21 protein-coding genes and 1 riboswitch are annotated in these 21,320 nt (G+C 40.7%); of the genes, 1 reads left to right on the top strand and 20 read right to left on the bottom strand.

All coding sequences use genetic code 11. The annotated features are described in order from the left end of the window. Window positions 1-155 precede the first annotated feature (155 nt). The gene (locus DFR57_RS12065) at window positions 156-1,898 is read right to left on the bottom strand and encodes an adenine deaminase C-terminal domain-containing protein (RefSeq protein ID WP_114353465.1); all 1,743 of its coding nucleotides are present in this window, start codon (window positions 1,896-1,898) and stop codon (window positions 156-158) included. A gap of 174 nt (window positions 1,899-2,072) precedes the next feature. On the opposite strand from DFR57_RS12065, the gene moaC reads away from it, so the two are divergent. Next, window positions 2,073-2,561: a cyclic pyranopterin monophosphate synthase MoaC gene (moaC, locus tag DFR57_RS12070; protein ID WP_114353466.1), complete on the top strand. Its 489-nt coding sequence runs from the start codon at window positions 2,073-2,075 to the stop codon at window positions 2,559-2,561. An 89-nt stretch (window positions 2,562-2,650) separates the two neighbouring features. Here moaC and DFR57_RS12075 read toward each other — a convergent pair whose 3' ends face one another. The 19 genes from DFR57_RS12075 to DFR57_RS12170 all read right to left on the bottom strand — a co-directional run bounded on the left by DFR57_RS12075 (window position 2,651) and on the right by DFR57_RS12170 (window position 21,319). Continuing rightward, window positions 2,651-2,905, bottom strand: a complete 255-nt coding sequence (locus tag DFR57_RS12075) for a hypothetical protein (protein ID WP_114353467.1) — start codon at window positions 2,903-2,905, stop codon at window positions 2,651-2,653. Window positions 2,906-2,946: 41 nt separating this feature from the next. Beyond that, a complete protein-coding gene (locus DFR57_RS12080) occupies window positions 2,947-3,459 on the bottom strand; it encodes a MogA/MoaB family molybdenum cofactor biosynthesis protein (protein ID WP_114353468.1) in 513 nt (170 codons plus the stop codon). 2 nt (window positions 3,460-3,461) lie between these two features. Continuing rightward, window positions 3,462-4,823, bottom strand: a complete 1,362-nt coding sequence (locus tag DFR57_RS12085; RefSeq protein ID WP_114353469.1) for a DUF2252 domain-containing protein — start codon at window positions 4,821-4,823, stop codon at window positions 3,462-3,464. A 352-nt stretch (window positions 4,824-5,175) separates the two neighbouring features. Continuing rightward, window positions 5,176-5,322, bottom strand: coding sequence for a hypothetical protein (locus DFR57_RS18280; protein ID WP_170132974.1), 147 nt, complete (start codon window positions 5,320-5,322; stop codon window positions 5,176-5,178). Between the two features lie 124 nt (window positions 5,323-5,446). After that, the gene (gene purD / locus DFR57_RS12100) at window positions 5,447-6,706 is read right to left on the bottom strand and encodes a phosphoribosylamine--glycine ligase (protein ID WP_114353472.1); all 1,260 of its coding nucleotides are present in this window, start codon (window positions 6,704-6,706) and stop codon (window positions 5,447-5,449) included. 95 nt (window positions 6,707-6,801) lie between these two features. After that, window positions 6,802-8,337, bottom strand: coding sequence for a bifunctional phosphoribosylaminoimidazolecarboxamide formyltransferase/IMP cyclohydrolase (purH, locus tag DFR57_RS12105; RefSeq protein ID WP_114353473.1), 1,536 nt, complete (start codon window positions 8,335-8,337; stop codon window positions 6,802-6,804). A 3-nt stretch (window positions 8,338-8,340) separates the two neighbouring features. Beyond that, window positions 8,341-8,919: a phosphoribosylglycinamide formyltransferase gene (gene purN, locus DFR57_RS12110; RefSeq protein ID WP_114353474.1), complete on the bottom strand. Its 579-nt coding sequence runs from the start codon at window positions 8,917-8,919 to the stop codon at window positions 8,341-8,343. Further along, window positions 8,912-9,940 (bottom strand): phosphoribosylformylglycinamidine cyclo-ligase, encoded by a 1,029-nt coding sequence (purM, locus tag DFR57_RS12115; protein WP_114353475.1) that lies wholly within the window; start codon window positions 9,938-9,940, stop codon window positions 8,912-8,914. The genes purN and purM overlap by 8 nt, the downstream gene beginning before the upstream one ends. 339 nt (window positions 9,941-10,279) lie before the next feature. After that, entirely contained in the window at window positions 10,280-11,692 is a 1,413-nt protein-coding gene (gene purF, locus DFR57_RS12120; RefSeq protein WP_114353476.1) for an amidophosphoribosyltransferase, read from the bottom strand. Further along, window positions 11,668-13,896, bottom strand: a complete 2,229-nt coding sequence (purL, locus tag DFR57_RS12125) for a phosphoribosylformylglycinamidine synthase subunit PurL (RefSeq protein ID WP_114353477.1) — start codon at window positions 13,894-13,896, stop codon at window positions 11,668-11,670. Before purL ends, purF begins: the two co-directional genes overlap by 25 nt. Continuing rightward, window positions 13,880-14,563 carry a phosphoribosylformylglycinamidine synthase subunit PurQ gene (gene purQ / locus DFR57_RS12130; protein ID WP_114353478.1) on the bottom strand — a complete coding sequence of 228 codons (684 nt, stop codon included), beginning with the start codon at window positions 14,561-14,563 and terminating at the stop codon, window positions 13,880-13,882. Before purQ ends, purL begins: the two co-directional genes overlap by 17 nt. Further along, window positions 14,560-14,811 carry a phosphoribosylformylglycinamidine synthase subunit PurS gene (purS, locus tag DFR57_RS12135; protein WP_114353479.1) on the bottom strand — a complete coding sequence of 84 codons (252 nt, stop codon included), beginning with the start codon at window positions 14,809-14,811 and terminating at the stop codon, window positions 14,560-14,562. Before purS ends, purQ begins: the two co-directional genes overlap by 4 nt. Beyond that, complete coding sequence (purC, locus tag DFR57_RS12140) at window positions 14,808-15,521, bottom strand: phosphoribosylaminoimidazolesuccinocarboxamide synthase (RefSeq protein ID WP_114353480.1); 714 nt, start codon at window positions 15,519-15,521, stop codon at window positions 14,808-14,810. Before purC ends, purS begins: the two co-directional genes overlap by 4 nt. 39 nt (window positions 15,522-15,560) lie before the next feature. Continuing rightward, window positions 15,561-16,856 (bottom strand): adenylosuccinate lyase, encoded by a 1,296-nt coding sequence (gene purB, locus DFR57_RS12145; RefSeq protein WP_114353481.1) that lies wholly within the window; start codon window positions 16,854-16,856, stop codon window positions 15,561-15,563. 13 nt (window positions 16,857-16,869) lie between these two features. After that, the gene (gene purK / locus DFR57_RS12150) at window positions 16,870-18,003 is read right to left on the bottom strand and encodes a 5-(carboxyamino)imidazole ribonucleotide synthase (RefSeq protein ID WP_114353482.1); all 1,134 of its coding nucleotides are present in this window, start codon (window positions 18,001-18,003) and stop codon (window positions 16,870-16,872) included. Then, on the bottom strand, window positions 17,990-18,481 hold the full coding sequence (purE, locus tag DFR57_RS12155; protein WP_114353483.1) for a 5-(carboxyamino)imidazole ribonucleotide mutase: 492 nt from the start codon (window positions 18,479-18,481) through the stop codon (window positions 17,990-17,992). Before purE ends, purK begins: the two co-directional genes overlap by 14 nt. Window positions 18,482-18,701: 220 nt before the next feature. Next, window positions 18,702-18,801, bottom strand: a riboswitch (purine riboswitch). Between the two features lie 85 nt (window positions 18,802-18,886). Continuing rightward, complete coding sequence (locus DFR57_RS12160) at window positions 18,887-19,024, bottom strand: NETI motif-containing protein (protein WP_114353484.1); 138 nt, start codon at window positions 19,022-19,024, stop codon at window positions 18,887-18,889. A 7-nt stretch (window positions 19,025-19,031) separates the two neighbouring features. Further along, entirely contained in the window at window positions 19,032-19,697 is a 666-nt protein-coding gene (locus tag DFR57_RS12165) for a DUF2179 domain-containing protein (RefSeq protein WP_114353485.1), read from the bottom strand. A gap of 320 nt (window positions 19,698-20,017) precedes the next feature. Beyond that, window positions 20,018-21,319 carry an NCS2 family permease gene (locus DFR57_RS12170; RefSeq protein WP_114353486.1) on the bottom strand — a complete coding sequence of 434 codons (1,302 nt, stop codon included), beginning with the start codon at window positions 21,317-21,319 and terminating at the stop codon, window positions 20,018-20,020. Window position 21,320: the final 1 nt, after the last annotated feature.

The following is a 21,320-nucleotide window of genomic DNA, read 5'->3' on the forward strand; positions in this document are numbered from 1 at the left end:
TTTCTATCTATTTACAGCACCTAATTGTGCTTTTTCCTTATACTTGGAACTTTAAATTTTCACTACGTCGATTAGATTTCTTAGTGAAAACGCGGAAAAGGAAAACATGCGTATTTAATACGCATGTCGAATTCTCTAGCTATATTATAACAAAATTAACGCATAATCGCAGGAAATAATATTTCTTTTTTCTTTACGTCCATAATTCCAAGTGGGGTAATGCGGACATATGGCAGATGCATAGAAGATAAAAATAGTAAATTATAAGGCGGATCCTCATAAGAGTAACCATGCTCTTTTAACAGTTCTTTTAATTTTCTATCCTTTTCTATTAACGGAGGGATTTCACCGTCGTACATCATGCCGGCAATCGTAAGCGGCAATTCAAAAATAACTTCTCCATCATGAACGAGCACAATGCCTCCACCAATTTCTTTCATTCGTCCGAATGCTAGTAATAAATCTGATTTACACCTTCCGATTAGAATGATATCTCCTGTTAAAGAGTAAGAGCTTGCTAAACCACCAAGTGTATTGGTGAATCCTTTAATGATCGTATTCACACGCCACTCGCCCTCCCGGTCAATTAGCATAAGGAAGGACTCATCACCTGATCCTGTGATGGTTTCCACATTGGCGTCAATCGAAATTGGGTATGGTCGCATAATCACATCATTGATCATTTTCAGTCCAACAGGCATAGAAAACTGCAAATCATGTTCCGTTAATTCCCAGTCGAGATTTAATTTTGATAATCCATACTTCTTCCAATCAACCTCTTCCTTCTGTGAAACGACTTCATTATCACGTCTTAGCCATTTTCCTTTTGCGATAACAGACACTGGAGTCGGATTATCCTTCGCATCTAAAATATTTAAATGCGCGACACGTCCTGGTGCAATTCCACCTAAGCGTTCTTCTAAATGAAATTGCTCTGCTGCATTATAGGTAGCCATCATATAAGCTTCAATAGGTGGCACGCCATGATCGATTGCAATTTGAATACATTGATTCATAATTCCATTCTCATAAAAAGCAGGGGTAGAACCGTCTGTAGTCATCGTTAAATGATCATAGCCCTCAATATTCAAATCATGTAATTCATCTAACAGTTTTCCTAAGTCGGGTCTAATCGATGAATTTCTAAGGCCAACCCTGTAGCCCATAGATAAACGGTTATACACTTCTTTTCCACTCAAAGCTTCATGATCGGAACTTACGCCCAGTAGCTTCAATTTCACTAACGTTTTTTCTGATGCTCCAGGGAAGTGTCCTTCTACTGGCTTTCTTAAGCGTTTCGCCTCTTGAATCCAATGCAAAATTCGGTCATCATCTTCTAAAACCTGAGGCCATGCAGTTAATTCCCCGCCCTGAACAACCGCTTGATGCTGTAACCAATCATGAACATTTTCATCATTAAAAATATCTGCTTCTTCTTTAAAGGCCGTTTGTGAATCAAAACGCGCCCACCAATACATGGATACTGGATAGTCCATAAAATCTTCCATTAGTGAAAACGCTTTCTTTTTGTTTGTTAAATACAGCCATGGTAAATTGTCATTCATCAAAGTTGTTGTTCCTGTTTGTCCGGCATACATGGCTAGTTGGTAAGGGTTATATAATTGAAAAGGATGTGCGTGTGGTTCAATATATCCTGGCACCACAAACTGATCACTACAATCTACAATTTCTACGTCACTTGAATTTTCAGGCATGTCTTCTCCGACATAAACGATTCTGTCCTGAAAAATCCAAATATTTGCAAGGAGCCATTTTCTTAAAAACACGTTTAAATACGTTGCGTTTTTTAGTACGATGGTTGGAAGTCGTTCTCCATCGACCACGGTTAATTGCTCTCTGATTTCTCTATTTCGCCATCTATATAAATGATCGTTCATTTCCATCTCCTCATTCTTTTTTAAAGTTGGTATCATTCTATCATAAAGCTGATAACGATTACATTACATATCGGTTACAAATTGGTAAATATTTAAAGTTTGTTTAGAGTGCATAAAAGACTCGTTGTTTTTCGGTAATTTGTTATAATAGACACTGGAAGGAATGTGATAAATATGACAGATTTTACGCATATAAACGAACAAGGCCGTGCAAAGATGGTCGACATTACAGATAAAAAAGTTACGCACCGAACTGCACTTGCACACGCAAGCATTCGTGTAACCGAAAAAATTTATCAAGGAATCGAAGGACAAACGATTGGAAAAGGGGATGTGCTCTCCGTCGCACAAGTTGCTGGAATCATGGCAGCCAAGCAGACATCTACGATTATTCCAATGTGTCATCCACTCCCACTTAGCGGGGTGAATATCACATTTGATTGGATAAAGGAAGAAGCATCTAGTGACCGCACTCTAACCATTACGGTAGAGGCTAAAACTAAGGGTAGTACTGGTGTTGAGATGGAGGCCTTGACCGCAGCATCTGTGACTGCATTAACAGTGTATGATATGTGTAAGGCGTTAGATAAAGGGATGGTAATCGGTGAAACTTATTTACTTGAGAAAACCGGTGGGAAAAGCGGTACATATAAACGAGAATAGGTTTTTACTGCTTACTGATATCAACGTTCAGTGCTGTCTCAAAATAGAAAGTCCCAATCACGTGGTTTTGAGCTGTGATTGGGACTTTTTTATTTTTCTGTTGGAAAGATCAATTTATTATCAACGAATATTTTGCAGTGAATTCTAAATATACCGCCAAGCTTTGCTTTTATTTTCTTTTCTCCTGTCGGTGTTGCTAGTACCCCGTTTAAGGTTCCCCTAAAGCTAAGTCCAAGATTTTCATCCTGTAACTCATCATCGATATATAGCTTTTCTCCACTAAACCATCTATTTTCGATTTTAATATCGCAGTTGTCATAGTTAAGTTCAAATGTTTTTTTCATGCTTCTCCGCCTTTACTTTTCATCTATTTCTGCATGTGTTGTTATTTTCTATCTTTTTTTATTTCATTTACGACATGACCAAGCTCTGGCACAATCAATTTGTTCATTGCAAGCTTCACCGCACCTGTAGAACCAGGAGTAGAAAAAACTGCCGTATGGTTTGAGACACCTGCTGTCGCTCTTGAAAGAATTGCTGATGAGCCAATATCCTCCTGATAACTAAGCACGCGGAAAATTTCACCGAAGCCCGGGATTTCTTTATCCAATATCTCCTCTACCACTTCGATCGTGACGTCCCGGTACGCGATTCCAGTACCTCCATTTAATAAGACCGCATCAATTGCGCTATCCTGACACCCTTTTTCCAAAACAGCTTTAATCTCTGCCTCTTCATCTTTTACGATGGTGTACGTGTGAATATGGTGACCATTTTCTTGTAGGAGCTGTTTCATCAGCTTACCACTTTTATCCGTTTCTTTGGTTCGTGTATCGCTAACGGTTATAATCATCACATTCACTTTTAGTTCAGCATTTTTTTGGTGTTCATCTGCCATCTTTAGTTCTCCTTTTTGTTCTTGTAAAAGTAAGTTTCGAGCCATTCCAGAAAATACTCGTAATCTTCCTCTACTTGTTTTTTATAGAAACGGGACCACGTGACTAGTTCGCGGGTGAATCCTTTTCGATCCTGTTCAATCGTATCTAATATTGCCTCTTCACTATGATAGGCGAGCAGTCCTTTCTTAACGTCAGCATCGGCACGTGCATGGATTTTGGCAGAGATTTTCCCCATTGTTTTCACCGTTTGCTCGATTGCTTTATAGCTAGTGAAGTCATCGTGATCGATATCTTTGTCAAAGGCAGAACGCTCTCTAACATAATAGGAGCGATTACCAATATCCATAAATCCAAGATATGGGTCTGCTTTATGGTGCATGGCTTTTTGGGTATCGATTACGCGCTCGCCCTGGTGGTTATAGTGCTGCCAGAAATTTTCATTGTATTCGAAAAAGTACGCGGGCACCGGCGGCCTTGCTTCCTTCACTTCTAGAATAATATCATCTTTATTTTTGTCTGGATGATTTCCTTCAATTAAGACAAAATATCGATTGAGCCCAGTAGAGGAAACGCCTGAGCCTAATTTTTTCACTATGTCTTTTATTTCAAAATGATGGTCTTCTTTAAATTTTCCAATTGGAAGGGTGCTTTGATAATCGTCCCAAGCTTTTTGGATTGCTTTATATTCATTCGCAGATACTTCTTTTAACTTCTCTTTGTTGCGATCAAATACTCGAACGCCGTCCTCATTCGTTATTGTTTGTTTGGTGAGTTCGTGTGTTTCTTTTCGTTCCTCTAATTTCTTTAATGCTTTCTTGATCGGGCCTTTTGTATTTTCGATTGTAAATACTGTTGTGACTGGATCTTCTTCTTGTTTGGTGAATTTCTTCAATTGTTTACGATAGCTTTTTAAATAAGCCTTCACCAGTTTATCCTCATCCTTATCATCTGTGATTCCTTGCTTTTCTGCGGTCAAACGAATACTTACGACCATGCGGAGCAGATCGTAAAGGTACGAGCCTAGATATCCCTCATCAAAGTCATCTACGTCAAATACTAAGTTGCCTTCCTCATCTTCAAAGGTGCTGAAGTTATCAAGATGCATGTCCCCCATAATCCAGGTAGGCTTATCAGCTGGTGTGTGAAACTGGAATGGAATTCTGCTTACATCATAATAAAATAAGTAGGCACTTCCGCGAAAAAAGTTATAGGGATCTTGCTTCATTTTATTGTATTTTTTCTTGCGTTCTTTTTTGTTAATTTGCATAACGCGATTATCGAGTTGTTCTAAAATCGTGTGCAGGGCATTTTTTCTGAGTACTTTATTCGTTTCTCGAATTGTCTCTTGCATATCACGAACCATGAACATTCCTCCTAGTATTATCAATGCTTGTACATTAATCTTATCACAGACTGGTAGAATTTTCTGGCCTGAAGGCAGAGGGTGTCGATGGAGTTTGATTTATTCTCGGGTTTGGAGATTTGTTCTCGACTTTCGCGATTTGTTCTCGACTTTCGTGATTTGCTCTCGACTTTTGCGATTTGTTCTCGACTTTCGTGATTTGCTCTCGACTTTCGCGATTTGTTCTCGACTTTGGGGATTTGCTTGCGACTTTCGTGATTTCCTTGCAACTTTCGTGATTTCCTTGCAACTTTCGTGATTTGCTTGCAACTTTCGTGATTTGCTTGCAACTTTCGTGATTTCCTTGCAACTTTCATGATTTGTTTGCAACTTTTGCAATTTGCTTGCAACTTCCGTGATTTGCTTGCAACTTCGCGCGTTTACTTGCAACTTCCGTGATTTCCTTGCAACTTCCGTGATTTCCTTGCAACTTTTGTGATTTGCTTGCAACTTCGCGCATTTGCTTGCAACTTCTGTGATTTGCTTGCAACTTTTGTGATTTGCTTGCAACTTCGCGCATTTGCTTGCAACTTCAGCGAATCGAATCCAAAAAAATGCTCACCGGGCTAGGGTGAGCATGTCTATTACTTATCTAATTTGAATCCGATGTCTTTGCGATAGAAGAATGCGTCGGATTCGTCAAAGCGGGTTAAGTATTGATAGATCTCTGCTTGTGCTTTGTCTGGGGTGTCTGCTACGGCACCAACTAGGAGAACGCGTCCGCCGTTTGATACGAAGGTATCATCTGCTGTGCGAGCTGTACCAGCATGGATCACGTAGGCTTGGTTACCGGAATCTAGCGCCGGGAGCTCCACACCTTTTTCATAAGCACCTGGGTAGCCTTTGGAAGCGACGACTGTTCCGATCGCATAGGCATCTTTGAACGAAAGCTGTGGATCGCGTCCTGAAGTTACGTCCTCGATTACTTGGATTAAATCATTTTCTAGAAGTGGCAGGACGACTTGTGTTTCAGGGTCACCGAACCTTGCGTTAAATTCGATTACCTTTGGTCCTTCCGTGGTTTGGATTAGGCCGCCGTATAAAACGCCTGTATAGGTTCTGCCTTCTGCGATCATTCCTTTTGCAACGGGCTTCAGGATTTTCTCGATCGTGAAATTAATTTCATCTTCTGTTACATCTGGCACGGGGGCATACGCGCCCATCCCACCTGTGTTGGGACCTTGATCATTGTCATAAGCGCGCTTGTGGTCGCGGGCTGGAATCATTGGATAGACATTTTCTCCTTCTACAAAAGCAAAAAGGGAGAATTCTTTCCCATCCAAAAATTCCTCGATAACTACACGGCTTCCGGCGTCACCAAATTGGTTATCCGTCAGCATGTTTTCAACCGCTTCAAGTGCTTGTTCAACTGTTTCAGCGACAACAACACCCTTACCTGCTGCTAGTCCATCTGCCTTTACAACAATTGGTGCGCCTTGTTCTTTTATATATGCTTTCGCTTTTTCTACATCTGAAAAAGTTTCATAGCCTGCTGTTGGGATATCATATTTTTTCATAAAGGATTTAGCGAAATCCTTACTACCTTCAATAATCGCCGCTTCTTCTGTTGGGCCAAACACTTTAAGGTCAGCTTTTCTAAAGGCATTCACCACACCTTTTGTTAGCGGAACCTCTGGACCTACAATCGTCCAGTCAATTCCTTTTTCAAGTGCATAGGTAACGAGCTGATCAATTTGATCGTCCTTAATAGCTACACATGTTGCATCCTTTTCGATACCGCCATTACCAGGTGCGACAAATATCTCTGTTACACGTTCACTTTCCTTTAATTTTTTTACAATAATATGCTCGCGTCCACCGCTTCCAATCACTAGAACTTTCATCGAATCCTCCTCTTTCGCTCCACGTTATCGATACTATATTTATAGACGTGTAAGAAAGGATTCCCTCACGAATGAAGGGAATCCTTAATCAAAAATTAATGCTTAAAATGACGCATGCCGGTCAAGACCATCGCGATGCCATGCTTGTTACATTCATCGATAGAATCTTGGTCACGCTTTGAGCCACCTGGCTGAATGATTGCTTTAATACCAGCTTTTGCTGCCTTTTCCACAGTATCTGGCATTGGGAAAAAGGCATCAGAAGCAAGTACCGCATCCTTCGTTTTGTCTCCAGCTTGTTCAAAGGCAATAGCTGCTGCGCCGACACGATTCATCTGTCCGGCACCAACACCAACGGTTTGATCGCCTTTTGCAACAACGATCGCATTTGATTTCACGTGCTTACATACTTTCCAAGCAAATAAGAGTTCTTCTAATTCTTTTGCATCAGGCTTGCGGTCTGTCACCACTTCTACGCCATCAGCATTTACGCGACCATGGTCACGATCTTGAACGAGCAAGCCACCAATAACGCTGACTACTTTTTTCGAATCCGATTCATTAACCTCGATTGGTGTTTCAAGCAGGCGAATATTTGGTTTCACTGTCAGAATTTCTAATGCTTTTTCAGAAAAGCTTGGTGCGATGACGATTTCTAAAAAGATATCCTTTAATAGATTAGCAGTTGCTTCGTCTACTTCGCGGTTTAATGCGACGATTCCACCGAAAATGGAAACAGGATCTGCTTCGTATGCCTTTTGGTATGCTTCTAAAATGGAATCTCCAATTCCGACGCCACAAGGATTCATGTGCTTAACTGCCACAGCAGCAGGCTTTTCGCTAAATTCTAAGACAACTTCCAGTGCTGCGTTCGCATCTTGAATATTGTTATAGGATAGCTCTTTTCCGTGCAGCTGCTTTGCGTTCGCAATCGAAGCGCCTTTGACATTTCCTTCTTTGTAGAATGCCGCTTCTTGGTGCGGATTTTCTCCGTAACGAAGGGATTGCACTTTTTCATACGTGACGGTGAAGGTTTCTGGATCCTTTTCATCAGTAATATCAACAAAATAGTTAGCGATCATCGCGTCATAATTAGCGGTGTGACGGAAAACTTTAGCTGCTAATTTTTTACGGAATGCTGCTGTACCGCCAGATTGCTGTAAATTTTCAAGTGTATCGTTATAATCTGCTGGGTCAACTACAACCGTTACATCACGGAAGTTTTTTGAAGCGGAACGAAGCATTGTCGGGCCACCAATATCAATGTTTTCAATCGCATCTTCTTCTGTAACATCTTCTTTCGCAATCGTTTCTTTGAACGGATAAAGGTTCACGACAACTACATCTATCGGTGAAATATCGCGTTCTTCCAATTGCTTGATATGAGATTCTTCATCACGGCGCGCTAAAAGCCCTGCATGAATGTATGGATGAAGTGTTTTGACACGTCCATCTAAAATTTCATCAAAATTTGTAATATCTGATACAGGACGTGCGGTTAGACCTGCTTCTTTCAGCGCTTTTAACGTACCGCCAGTTGAAATTAGTTCGTATCCAAGTTTCTCGAGTCCTGTCGCAAACTCAACTAGATTACTCTTATCCGAAACACTTAATAATGCTCGTTTTGTCATTGATTATTCCCCGCTTTCTATAAATTGTTGAATCGTATCTGGGTACAGACGGTGCTCCACCTCTTGAATCGCTTGCTGGAGTGATTCCTTTGTCATGCCGTCTTCAATCCGGACCGCTTCTTGCGCTACAATTTTCCCCGTATCCATACCAGCATCCACGTAATGTATAGTTACACCGGTTAGTTTAACTCCAGCGTCAAAGGCTTGTCCAATCGCATCTAATCCTGGAAAAGATGGCAGGAGTGAAGGATGAATATTAAAAATTCGACCTTCATACGCCTCAAGTAATGTTGAGCCGATTAAGCGCATATAGCCCGCTAATATAACTAGCTCTGCTTGCGCTTTTTTAAGCTCTGCAACAATATCCGCTTCAAACGCTTCTTTACCTGCATACTTTTTCGGTTCAAAAACAAATACTGGTGTCTGATTAGCTTTCGCCTTCTCTACTACTTTCGCGGCAGGTTTGTCTGAAACAAGAAGCACAACCTCAGCATCAAGCGTTTCTTTTTGAATCGCTTCGACAATCGCGTCATAATTACTTCCTGTTCCAGAGGCAAATACTGCAAGTCGCTTTTTAGCCATCGATCAACGTCACCCCTGCTTCATCTGTCACCTCTCCGATAATTGCTGCTTTTTCGCCAATGTCTTCTAATAATTGAATCGCCATCGCAGCCTCATGCTCCTCAACGATCACAGCCATACCAACACCCATATTAAACACACCTAGCATATCCTCTAAGCTGAAATCGGCTTGTTTTGCGAGATACGGGAAGATTGCCGGAACGTCCCAGCTATCCTTCACAATCGATGCTCCCATGCCTTCTGGTAATGCACGCGGTAAGTTTTCATAAAAGCCGCCACCAGTAATATGGCTGATCCCTTTAATCGTTAAATCAAGCTTAAGCTGCTGAATCGCTTTTACATAGATTCGCGTTGGTTCTAGTAATGCCTCACCTAACGTTTTCCCAAGCTCCTCAACAGGTGCGTCAAGTGCAAGCTTGTTGTCAGCAAGAACTTTTCGCACTAAAGAGAATCCATTCGAGTGCACGCCGCTTGAAGCAAGTCCGATTATTTTGTCGCCAGGCTGGATTGTTTCTCCTGTGATAATAGACGATTTATCAGCCATCCCAACCACAAATCCTGCAAGGTCGTATTCTCCGTCTTGATACATGCCAGGCATTTCAGCCGTTTCCCCGCCGATTAAGGCAGCACTACTTTCGACACAGCCATCGGTAATGCCTTTCACGATCTGCTCGATTTTCTCTGGATCATTTTTTCCACACGCAATATAATCGAGGAAAAATAACGGATCAGCACCCTGTGCCACGATATCATTCACACACATCGCCACTAAATCGATACCGACCGTGTCATGCTTATCCAGCTCAAAAGCAAGCTTCAGCTTGGTTCCGACACCATCTGTACCCGAAACAAGCACAGGCTCTTTGTAGGAAAATCCGCTTAAATCGAACAATCCCGCAAACGCACCTACACCACCGATTACTTCCTTACGATTCGTTTTTTTAATATGCTTTTTCATCAACTCAACCGCTTGGTAGCCCGCATGGACATCCACACCAGCTTCTTTATAGATATCGCGCATGTTTTTTAACTCCTTTATCGTTTTGAAGTTAGCTTTTTTAGAAAAACTTGGCTTATCACCGAGTCTTTATGGTGAAAGCCTTAGTTTTACTTATACTATAATCAGCTACTTTCTATAATTTCCTATAGTGTTATAAAAACTACCCCTTAGCCATTCTGAGGGGTATTCGCGGAAGCTTATCCGCCAAGTTAAAAGCTTCTCTTACTAGCCGTGCGAGCGGATTCCGCCGCTGTGTGGCTTTATTCCGCCAGTCTCTTGTATAATTCCGCCACTCTTTCGACTTATTCCGCCACCCTAGCGGTTTATTCCGCCACTCGAGCGATTAATTCCGCCGTTCGCTTATTCTTTATATGCTGGTATTTCTGTATCTGGATAAATCTCCGTCGGATAATTACCGGTAAAGCAAGCTTGGCAAACGCCATGCTCCACGGATTCTGCATCCTTTACGATCGAATCCTCTAATCCTTTTGTTGTTAAAAAGCCTAGACTATCCGCTCCGATAATTTCACGCATTTCTTCAATCGAATAATTCCCTGCGATCAATTCTCCCTTGGTAGAAGTATCAATACCGTAGTAGCAAGGATTTTGAATTGGTGGGGAAGCGATACGCACGTGCACTTCTGTCGCACCTGCTTCTTTTAACAAGCGAACGATCCTTTTACTTGTCGTTCCGCGTACAATCGAGTCATCCACCATCACGACACGCTTGCCGTCAACAATACCACGAACTGCGGAAAGCTTCATTTTCACCCCTTGCTCACGTAGCTCCTGCGATGGTTGGATAAAGGTGCGTCCAACGTAGCGGTTTTTGATTAAACCTAACTCATAAGGAATACCTGTTGCTTCAGAGAAGCCAATCGCAGCTGAAATACTGGAGTCTGGAACACCTGTTACTACATCCGCTTCAACTGGCTCTTCTTTTGCAAGCTGTTTCCCCATTGTTTTTCTGCTCGCATGGACATTTAATCCGTCTAGATCACTGTCTGGTCTTGAAAAATAAACATATTCCATCGAACAAAGCGTACGCTTAAGTGGTGAAGTGAATTGCTTCGTACGAAAACCATCTTTATCGATAACAATTAGTTCACCAGGTCTTACTTCACGTTCATAGGTTGCACCAATTAAATCAAAGGCACAGGTTTCAGATGCGACAACATACGCATCACCCAACCGGCCAATTGATAATGGACGCAAACCGCGTGGATCAAGGCCAATAAATAGTTGATCCTCTGTTAAAATACTAAAAGCATAAGCTCCCTTGATCATACTAAGGGCGCTAGTAATCGCATCTTCCATTGAAACATTACCGCTTCGCTTGATTAGGTGCGCAATTACTTCTGTATCAGAAGTTGTTTGCAGGATACTGCCCTGTGCTTCTAATTGATTTTTTAACGCATGCGCATTAACTAAATTTCCGTTGTGTGCAAGTGCCATACTTTTTGTTTGCGACCGAAAAACTAGTGGTTGGACGTTCTCAAAGCCGCCGCCACCTTGCGTTGCGTAACGCACATGGCCAACTGCAGCGTGCCCTGTTAATCGGTCAAATTCATCCTCCGAAAATACATCATTAATTAAACCAACGCCGCGATGCACGTGCATTTTATCTCCATCGGTTGTGACGATACCTGCGCCTTCTTGTCCTCGGTGTTGAAGTGCATGCAATCCGTAGTAAGTCATCTCCGCTGCTTTCTCATGTCCCCAAATTGCAAATACACCACATTCTTCGTTTAAGCCTTTGATTTCAGCAAGCATGGTATAGCCCCTTTCCATAATGCTTGTAGTGCGTCAACTTTCTCTTCGATCACTACTTCTTTACCGTGCTTCACTTGTAATAAAGTGTCGTTTGTTACTTCGCCAATACGAACAGCATCTTCTACTACTTTTTCGAAAGCTTCTGCTTCCTCTTTTTTCACTGATACTAAGAATCGTGATTGTGTCTCACTATATAAAGCAGCCGTCAAGTCTCCTGAAACGGTGATAGACGCTCCTAGTTTTTTATTTGTAAAAAGGCTTTCTGCTACTGCAACAGCTAGTCCGCCTTCTGCTAAGTCGTGCGCAGAGCTTACATGGCCTTGTTGGATAGCTGTTAATAGCTGCGCTTGTCTTTTTGCTTCTACGTCAAGATCAATCGCCGGTGCTTTACCGAAGTATTTTCCTTCTAGTAAATTTTGAAGCTCGCTTCCGCCAAATTCCGCTTTCGTATCACCAATTAGATAGATCACATCTCCTTCTTGTTGGAAGAAAGATGGTGTAATATCTTTTAAGCTAGCGTGCAAACCAACCATACCTACGATTGGAGTTGGGAAGATTGCTTGACCGTTTGATTCGTTATAAAGGGATACGTTCCCACTAATAACAGGCGTATCAAGCTTTAAGCTAGCTGCACTCATACCTTCTACACTTTTTTCCATTTGCCAGAAGTTCTCCGGCTTATCCGGGTTACCGAAATTCAAACCGTCTGTTAAAGCTAATGGCTTCGCACCAGAGCAGACAATGTTACGTGCCGCTTCTGCTACCGCAATTTTACCGCCAACTTCTGGATCGAGGTAAATATAACGAGAATTACAGTCTGTTGTCATGGCGATTGCTTTATCATAATCACGAATTCGCACGACTGCTGCATCAGATCCAGGTGAAAGGACCGTATTTGCTTGCACCATCGCATCATATTGATCATAGACATATTCTTTACTTGCAATTGTTGGTTGCAATAATAATTTTTTAAGTGCACCTGCGTAATCATTCACTGCAGGCACGTAATCTGGCATTGCTTGATATTCTGTATAATATGCTGGAACTTTCGAGTCTTTATAAAAAATTGGTGCATCCTCTGCAAGGGAGTCTACCGGAATATCGGCAACAACTTCATCGTTATGAACCAAACGGAACATTTTATCATCGGTAACAACACCAACTGCTACCGCTTCTAATCCATACTTTTTGAAGATATCAACGATCTCTTGTTCTTCACCCTTTTTCACACATAAAAGCATGCGTTCTTGCGATTCTGAGAGCATCATTTCATATGCTGTCATGTTTTCCTCGCGCTGTGGAATCGAATCTAAATTCATTTCCATCCCCATGCCAGCTTTACTTGCCATTTCACTCGCAGAAGAAGTAAGACCTGCTGCACCCATATCTTGAATTCCAACTAATGCATCAGAGTGGATAACTTCAAGACATGCTTCGATTAATAATTTTTCCATAAAAGGATCGCCCACTTGAACATTCGAGCGCTTGCTCTCGGAATCCTCAGAAAGATCCTCTGAAGCAAATGTTGCACCGTGAATCCCGTCACGACCAGTTTTAGAACCAACATACATAATCGTATTTCCCAGGCCTGCTGCAATCCCTTTTTGAATATCCTTGGTATCAATTAACCCAACAGCCATTGCGTTAACAAGTGGGTTTCCTTCATAACAGTCATCAAATTGCACTTCACCACCAACGGTTGGAACACCAACACAGTTACCGTAGCCTGCAATACCGTGGACAACTTCTTCAAATAAATACTTCACACGACCTGTATTTAAGTTACCAAAGCGAAGGGAGTTTAACGATGCGATTGGACGAGCACCCATCGAGAAAACGTCACGGATAATTCCACCAACACCAGTTGCAGCACCTTGATAAGGCTCAACCGCTGATGGGTGATTATGACTTTCTACTTTAAATACAACACCTTGACCGTCACCAATATCAACAACCCCAGCACCCTCACCAGGTCCTTGAATAACCTGTGGACCTTCTGTTGGAAACTTGCTAAGAAGCGGCTTTGATGTTTTATAGCTACAATGCTCCGACCACATTACAGAAAAAATACCAATCTCAGTGAAATTTGGCTTTCTCCCCATAATGTCCTTGATCATATCGTACTCTTTATCTGTTAAACCCATGTCTTTGTATAGTTTGTCTTGCTCGACCATTTCAGGGGTAATTTCAGGCGCCTGCAACATAGTGTTCCCTCCAGTTTTCTAGCATTGATTGAAACAATTTTAATCCATCTGCACTGCCAAGCAAATCCTCAACAGCACGTTCAGGGTGTGGCATCATGCCTAATACATTTCCTTCTTTACTGATAATTCCTGCTATATCTGAAACTGACCCATTTGGGTTGTTTTGATAGGTAAAAACAATTTGATTGTTAGCCTTTAATTCAGCTAATGTTTCTGGATCACAGTAATAATTTCCTTCGCCATGTGCGATTGGAATCGATACAACTTCGTCCTTTTTGTAAGCAGAAGAAAACATCGTTTTATTGTTTTCTACTACTAAGTTTTCAAAGCGACACATGAATTTTAAGTTTTTATTTCGAAGCATTGCACCAGGAAGTAATCCTGATTCTAGTAATATTTGAAATCCATTACATACGCCTAAAATCGGCACACCTTTTTCTGCTTGCTTTTTTAGTTCCGTTACAATAGCAGAAGTAGAAGCGATCGCACCTGAACGCAGGTAATCTCCATAAGAAAATCCGCCTGGTAATAAAATCGCGTCATACGCATCTAAGTTAGCATCCTGATACCAAACAAGCTCTGTCTCTTCGCCAAGCGCATCCTTTGCTGCATGGTACATATCACGATCACAGTTAGAACCTGGGAACACCACTACTGCAAATTTCACTGTGTGACGCCCTCCTCTATTGTGTAATCATAATTTTCGATAACTGGATTCGCTAATAATTTTCTGCACATTTCTTCTACCTGTTTTTCTATGTCAGCCGAATCTTCGATAAATAATTCCATATATTTTCCGACACGCACTTCACCTACACCGTCGTAGCCTAATGTGTTTAATGAGTTTTGTACCGCCTTACCTTGTGGGTCAAGTACCCCTTCTTTTAATGTGATATGAATTTTTACTTTTTTCATGATTTTGCCTCCAGTCTCGAAAGAATATGATCGTATACCGTAACTAAATCGCCTAAATCCTCGCGGAAAACATCCTTATCCATCTTTTCTCCAGTTGATAAGTCCCATAAGCGACACGTATCAGGAGAGACCTCATCAGAAAGAATGATCTCATCGTTTTTGTTGCGTCCGAATTCCAACTTAAAATCTACTAGCTGTAGATTTATCTCTTTAAAAAATGCTTGAAGCTTTTGGTTTACGAGGCGAGCCATTTTTTTAATTTCTTCTAAGTCTGCCTGTGTGCAGTCTGTTAAAAATAATGCATGCTCATCATTTATTAAAGGATCACCTAGCGCATCTTCCTTATAGAAAAATTCAACAAGTGCAGGCTGAAAAGGTGTTTTTTCTTCAAGTCCAATTCGTTTTGTAATACTACCTGCTGCAACATTTCTAACTACCACTTCTAAAGGAATAATCGTTGTTTTTTCAACCAGCTGTTCGGTATCATTTAAAGCTTCTTTAAAATGACTAGCCACTCCATTTGCAGCTAAGTAGTCAAATACCTTTGCTGAAATTAAGTTATTGTAACGACCTTTTCCTTTAAAATTCGCTTTTTTCACACCGTTAAATGCTGTTGCATCATTTTTATAAGAAAGAACAAGGAGATTATCGTCCCCTTTGACGGTAAAAACCTGCTTTGCTTTTCCTTCATAAAGTAATTGATCCTTCATTTTGCTTCACCTCATATCCAAGTTTTTCGTACGTGATTCTTATGCTAAGCCGATTTTTTTGAAAATTTGATCGACGTTTTTCAAGTGATACGTATAGTCAAAGCAATCACTTATTTCATCTGGTGTTAATGTTTCGGTGATTTTCTTTTCTTGTTCAATTAAATCACGGAAATGTGTTGCCGTTTCCCACGCCTTCATCGCATTTGGTTGCACGATATCATACGCTTCTTCTCTACTCATTCCTTTATCAATTAAGGATAATAATACGCGTTGAGAAAAGATAACGCCGTATGTGCGGTCAATATTACGCTTCATATTTTCTGGGAATACCGTAAGATTTTTCACGATATTACTGAAACGATTTAACATATAATTCAGTGCAATTGTGGCATCTGGTAAAATTACGCGTTCTGCAGAGGAGTGCGAAATATCACGCTCATGCCATAAGGAAACATTTTCATAGGCTGTAACCATATAACCACGAATAACACGAGCCATTCCTGTCATATTTTCAGAGCCGATTGGGTTACGCTTATGAGGCATAGCAGATGACCCCTTTTGGCCTTTTGCAAAGAATTCTTCTACTTCTCTTGTTTCTGTTTTCTGAAGTCCTCGGATTTCTGTAGCAAATTTTTCAATCGACGAAGCAACAAGTGCTAGCGCAGATAAATATTGTGCATGTCGATCACGTTGCAACGTTTGGGTAGAAACTGGCGCAGCAGCTAACCCTAATTTCTGGCAAACAAATTCTTCTACGAACGGATCAATATTTGCATACGTCCCAACAGCACCTGATAGCTTACCAGTTTCAATAACCTCAGCAGCTGCATTAAAGCGAACTAAGTTACGTTTCATTTCCTCATACCATAACGCAAGCTTCAAACCAAACGTAGTTGGTTCTGCATGCACCCCGTGGGTACGACCCATCATAACGGTATGTTTATGTTCAATTGCTTTTTCCTTTAAAATCTCGATGAAGTTCTCAATATCTTTACGAATAATTTCGTTTGCTTGCTTTAACAAATAAGAAAGTGCTGTATCTACAACGTCTGTTGACGTTAAGCCGTAGTGTACCCATTTACGTTCTTCACCTAGTGTTTCAGAAACGGCGCGGGTAAAGGCTACCACATCATGGCGTGTATCTTGTTCAATTTCAAAAATACGATCCACATCAAAAGAGGCATTCGCACGAATTTTCTCTACATCTTCTTTAGGTATATTGCCAAGCTCACTCCAAGCTTCACACGCTAAAATTTCTACTTCCAACCATGCTTTAAATCGGTTTTCATCTGTCCAAATAGATCCCATTTCTTCTCTAGTATAACGTTCAATCATGTGCGTTTGCCTCCTAATTTTTATCCTCTAAAATACTTTTCTCTATTAAATCTCTATATAAGTTTGAAAAATTGTCCCCAATATAGGTTACATGCCCCATTTTTCTCTCGGGCTTGTTCTCTTCTTTTCCGTACATATGCACATGGCCATAGCCGATCTCATTTAATCGATTAAAAAATAGGTCCACATCTTTTCCAAGTAAGTTGAGCATAACTGCTGCTCCGTGGAAATAGATTGGCGCAAGTGGCAAATTGCAAATGGCGCGTACATGCTGTTCGAATTGTGATACATTACAAGCTTCTATTGTATAATGACCTGAATTATGTGGTCTTGGTGCCATTTCATTGATTAAGATATTCTCCCCCTGGACAAACATTTCAATCGCAAAGGTGCCGACCACATTTATAGTACTGGCTATCGCAGCTGCCGCTTCTTTTGCTTTTTCAACCGTCGACTCACTAACGCGCGCTGGTACAATTGTTGTATATAAAATATGATTTCGGTGAATATTCTCTGCTACTGGAAAATAACTGATATCACCATTTGCTTTTCTAGAAAAGACGATGGATATTTCTTTATCAAAGCTCACCCATTTTTCTACGATCACACGCCCATTCTTCTCAAGCATAGCTTCTGCTTCACTTAGATTATCCTCGTTTTCAAGCTTCACTTGTCCTTTACCGTCATAACCACCACGGCAAGTTTTCACTACTAATGGATAACCAATTTCAGCTATTGCATCCTTTAGCATAGGCGCGGTCGTTACAATTTTGTATGGTGCTACTGGTTGACCACTTTCTACAATGGCTTCTTTTTCTACTTCACGGTCTTGTGTGATGCGAAGCGATCTGGCCCCTTGAGGTAGTATTCCTTTTCCCTCTAAAAATTCAGCCGCTTTTAAGTCAACATTTTCAAATTCATAGGTTACCACATCACTTTTTTCAGCTAACTCCTTGATCGCATCTAAATCGTCATATTTTGCGACAATTTGATCGTCTGCGACTTGGGCAGTCGGACAATCTGGAGTTGGATCTAACACAACCACACGATAGCCCATATGCTTCGCTTGGGTCGTCATCATTCTGCCTAGCTGACCTCCACCGATAATACCAATTGTTTTCCCGTATGTTAGTTTATTTTGTAGCAAGATCTTCCCTCATTTCTGATACCTTTTCTTTCATTGAATTCTGATGCGCTTCTAACCGTTTCGCCACATCCTCATCAAATGATCCTATAATCTGTGCTGCTAAAATTCCAGCGTTCGTTGCCCCAGCTTTTCCAATTGCAACCGTTGCAACCGGAACACCACCAGGCATTTGAACAATAGAAAGTAATGAATCTAATCCATTTAAACTCTTGGTTTGTACCGGTATCCCTATTACCGGAAGCGTCGTTTTCGCTGCTACCATTCCAGGTAAATGTGCAGCACCACCTGCTCCAGCGATAATAACCTTTAATCCCTTACCTCTTGCTTTATCTGCATATTCAAACATATCTTCTGGAGTTCTATGAGCGGATATCACTTCTTTTTCATAGCTAATTCCTAATTGATCTAAACTGCTACATGCGTGTTGCATCGTTTCCCAATCTGAAATGCTTCCCATAATGATTCCTACTTGTGCCATTAAAACCCTACTTTCTATTTTTCATTTAGTCCAAACAAAAAGCCTACTCATCTCTTCTATAAAGAGAAGATGAATAGGCACCAAAACAAACATTGCATGTGTGTCTATCTTTTCTCTTTAGGGCTAACTCGTACATGTTTATATTAAATAAATAAGCACATGGTTTATCACGAACCCTTTTCAGGCGCAAAAGCACCCCTAGATAATAGATAGTCAAAAGCAATGAAGCATCTTCCTTCATAGTCCATCATTTACGGTGACGGGTAGAGACAATTGGGCCATATTCCCAAAAATATATGAGGATTTATTTCAATTAAATTGTTAGATAAGTTTACTACATATTTATGATAACAAGGACCCTTCCCTACTGTCAACAAAAATCGAACGATAATTTATAAATATAAATTATCGTTCGTCTTTTAGCGATATACACTCGAATATTATTTCCCTTTCGACTGGTTCAAACCCATTTTCCATTTCCTTGAAGATTGGTTTCTCCATTCTTCGGACTGGTTTAAAACCAGCTTCTTCTATGCGCGCCATACACGCATCAATCGTTTCGTTTTTCTGTACTGTGAACGTCTGCTTGCTTCTGCTGTTCTGGTTGCTCTGCTTGTTCTGATTGGACTGCCTGTTCAGCTTGTTCTGCTTGGATTGCTTCTTCTTGTTCGACACTTTTCTTAATTCGCCCCCTCTTGACCTGTTTCACCCAGAATCCGCCATGGATCTGTTTTGGTTCGTAGGCAATAATAAAAGCCTTGGGATCAATTGATTTAACCGCTTCGTATAAATTAAGTTCATACTTTCTCGGCGTTAAAATTTGCATCGATAACCTGTCTCCATCCATTCCATACGCATACCAGCTCGTAACACCGTACCCTTTGTCTCTTAGCTGTTTGGTTAGACTGATATCTGGACTTGAAGAAATCACATTCACCGTGATATATCCTAATGCCAGCTTTTCCTCTATTTTCGACCCAACTATTACCCCGATACCATACCCTAAACCATATGCTACTAAATTTTGAATTTCACCAAGGTTATCTAATACAAGTCCTAACCCTAATGTATAGATGACAATCTCAAATGTACCGATTGAACCCGCAATATATCTTCTACCCTTTAATGTCAGAATGACCCTGATCGTAGATAGTGATACATACACAATATTTATCAATAAAATTATAAGCACCATCATAATTGCATTATCTAACATATTCTACCTCCTTCACCTCTACAACACTGTATGAAAACACACGCAAAAACTTTTCTAATTTTAAACGGTAATTTTATCACAGAAAAACTCCCATGCATAGCAATCGGAGAGAGGAAATTATTTTTATTGAGGAATCATTCGAGGTGCTAATTAAAACTGTTTGTTATATTCGTTAAAATCCAATTATATTCGCCACTTTATCAATTATTTTCGTTATTCCCACGATATATTCGTAAAAAGCAGCATATATTCGTCATTATTAACATATATTCGTCAATTTAAAAAAGCCCCAGCAAAATGCCAGGGCAACTTTTCGTATTTTAATGTAAGAATGCTAGATATAGGATAAAGACAATAAACAATGCCCACATGATTGGACCAATTTCCTTCACGCGTCCTTTTGCTAGCATGGTTAATGGATAAAAGATGAAACCAACCGCGATACCTGTTGCAATACTATAAGCTAATGGCATCATAATCACAGTTAAGAATGCTGGAACTGCAATTTCAAACTCATTCCAAGGAATATCCTTTAATGTAGAAGCCATCATCACACCGACGATAATTAGCGCTGGTGCAGTTACTGCACTTGTTACAACATCTAATAGTGGGGAGAAGAATAGGGCTAAAATAAATAGTCCTGCTGTTACCACTGCTGTAAAACCAGATCGACCGCCTGCTCCAACCCCGGTTGCAGACTCTACATAGGAAGTTGTCGTTGACGTACCAAGCGTTGCACCAACAACGGTTGCTGCTGAATCAGAGAATAATGCTCTACCTGCTTTTGGTAGTTTGTTATCCTTCATTAAACCTGCTTTAGATGCAACAGCCACTAACGTACCTGCTGTATCAAAAAAGTCGACGAATAAGAACGTTAAAATAACACCAAGCATTTGAAGGGTAAATACTTCACCTAAATGCGTAAATGCAGCACCAAATGTTGGTGAAATATCTGGTACAGGTGCAAGAATAGCTTCTGGTAAAGGTACTTGACTAAAGATCATACCAACTACTGCTGTAATAACCATCCCGTAAAATACGCCGCCTTTAATGCCAAGCGTAATTAAGATTACGGTCACAATAACACCGAAAACAGCTAAAAGTGTTGGCCCAGTTGTAAGGTCACCTAGAGCAACCATCGTAGCTGGATCTGCAACGATAATACCTGAATTTTGAAAACCAATAAATGCGATAAATAGACCAATACCTGCTCCAACCGCTAATTTTAAAGTCGGAGGAATTGCATTAATAATTTTTTCACGAACACCAGAAAGCGTAAGAACAATAAATATAAGTCCTGAAACTAAAACCCCAGCTAATGCTGTTTCCCACGGAATTCCGTAACCAAGCACAACTGTATAAGTAAAGAATGCATTCAATCCCATGCCTGGTGCTAATGCGATTGGATACTTAGCAAGTAACCCCATTAAAAGTGTACCAATAGCTGCTGCTAAGGCAGTTGCTACAAAGACAGCGTCACGATCCATACCAGTACCTTCTGTTGCAAGCATGGACGGATTGACGAATAAAATATAGGCCATTGCTAAGAAAGTAGTTAAACCAGCAATCGTTTCCGTACGGAAATTAGTGCCTAACTTATCAAACTCGAAAAACTTTTTCATT

This window comes from Saliterribacillus persicus, assembly GCF_003337485.1.
Classification (GTDB): Bacteria; Bacillota; Bacilli; order Bacillales; family Amphibacillaceae; genus Saliterribacillus; species Saliterribacillus persicus.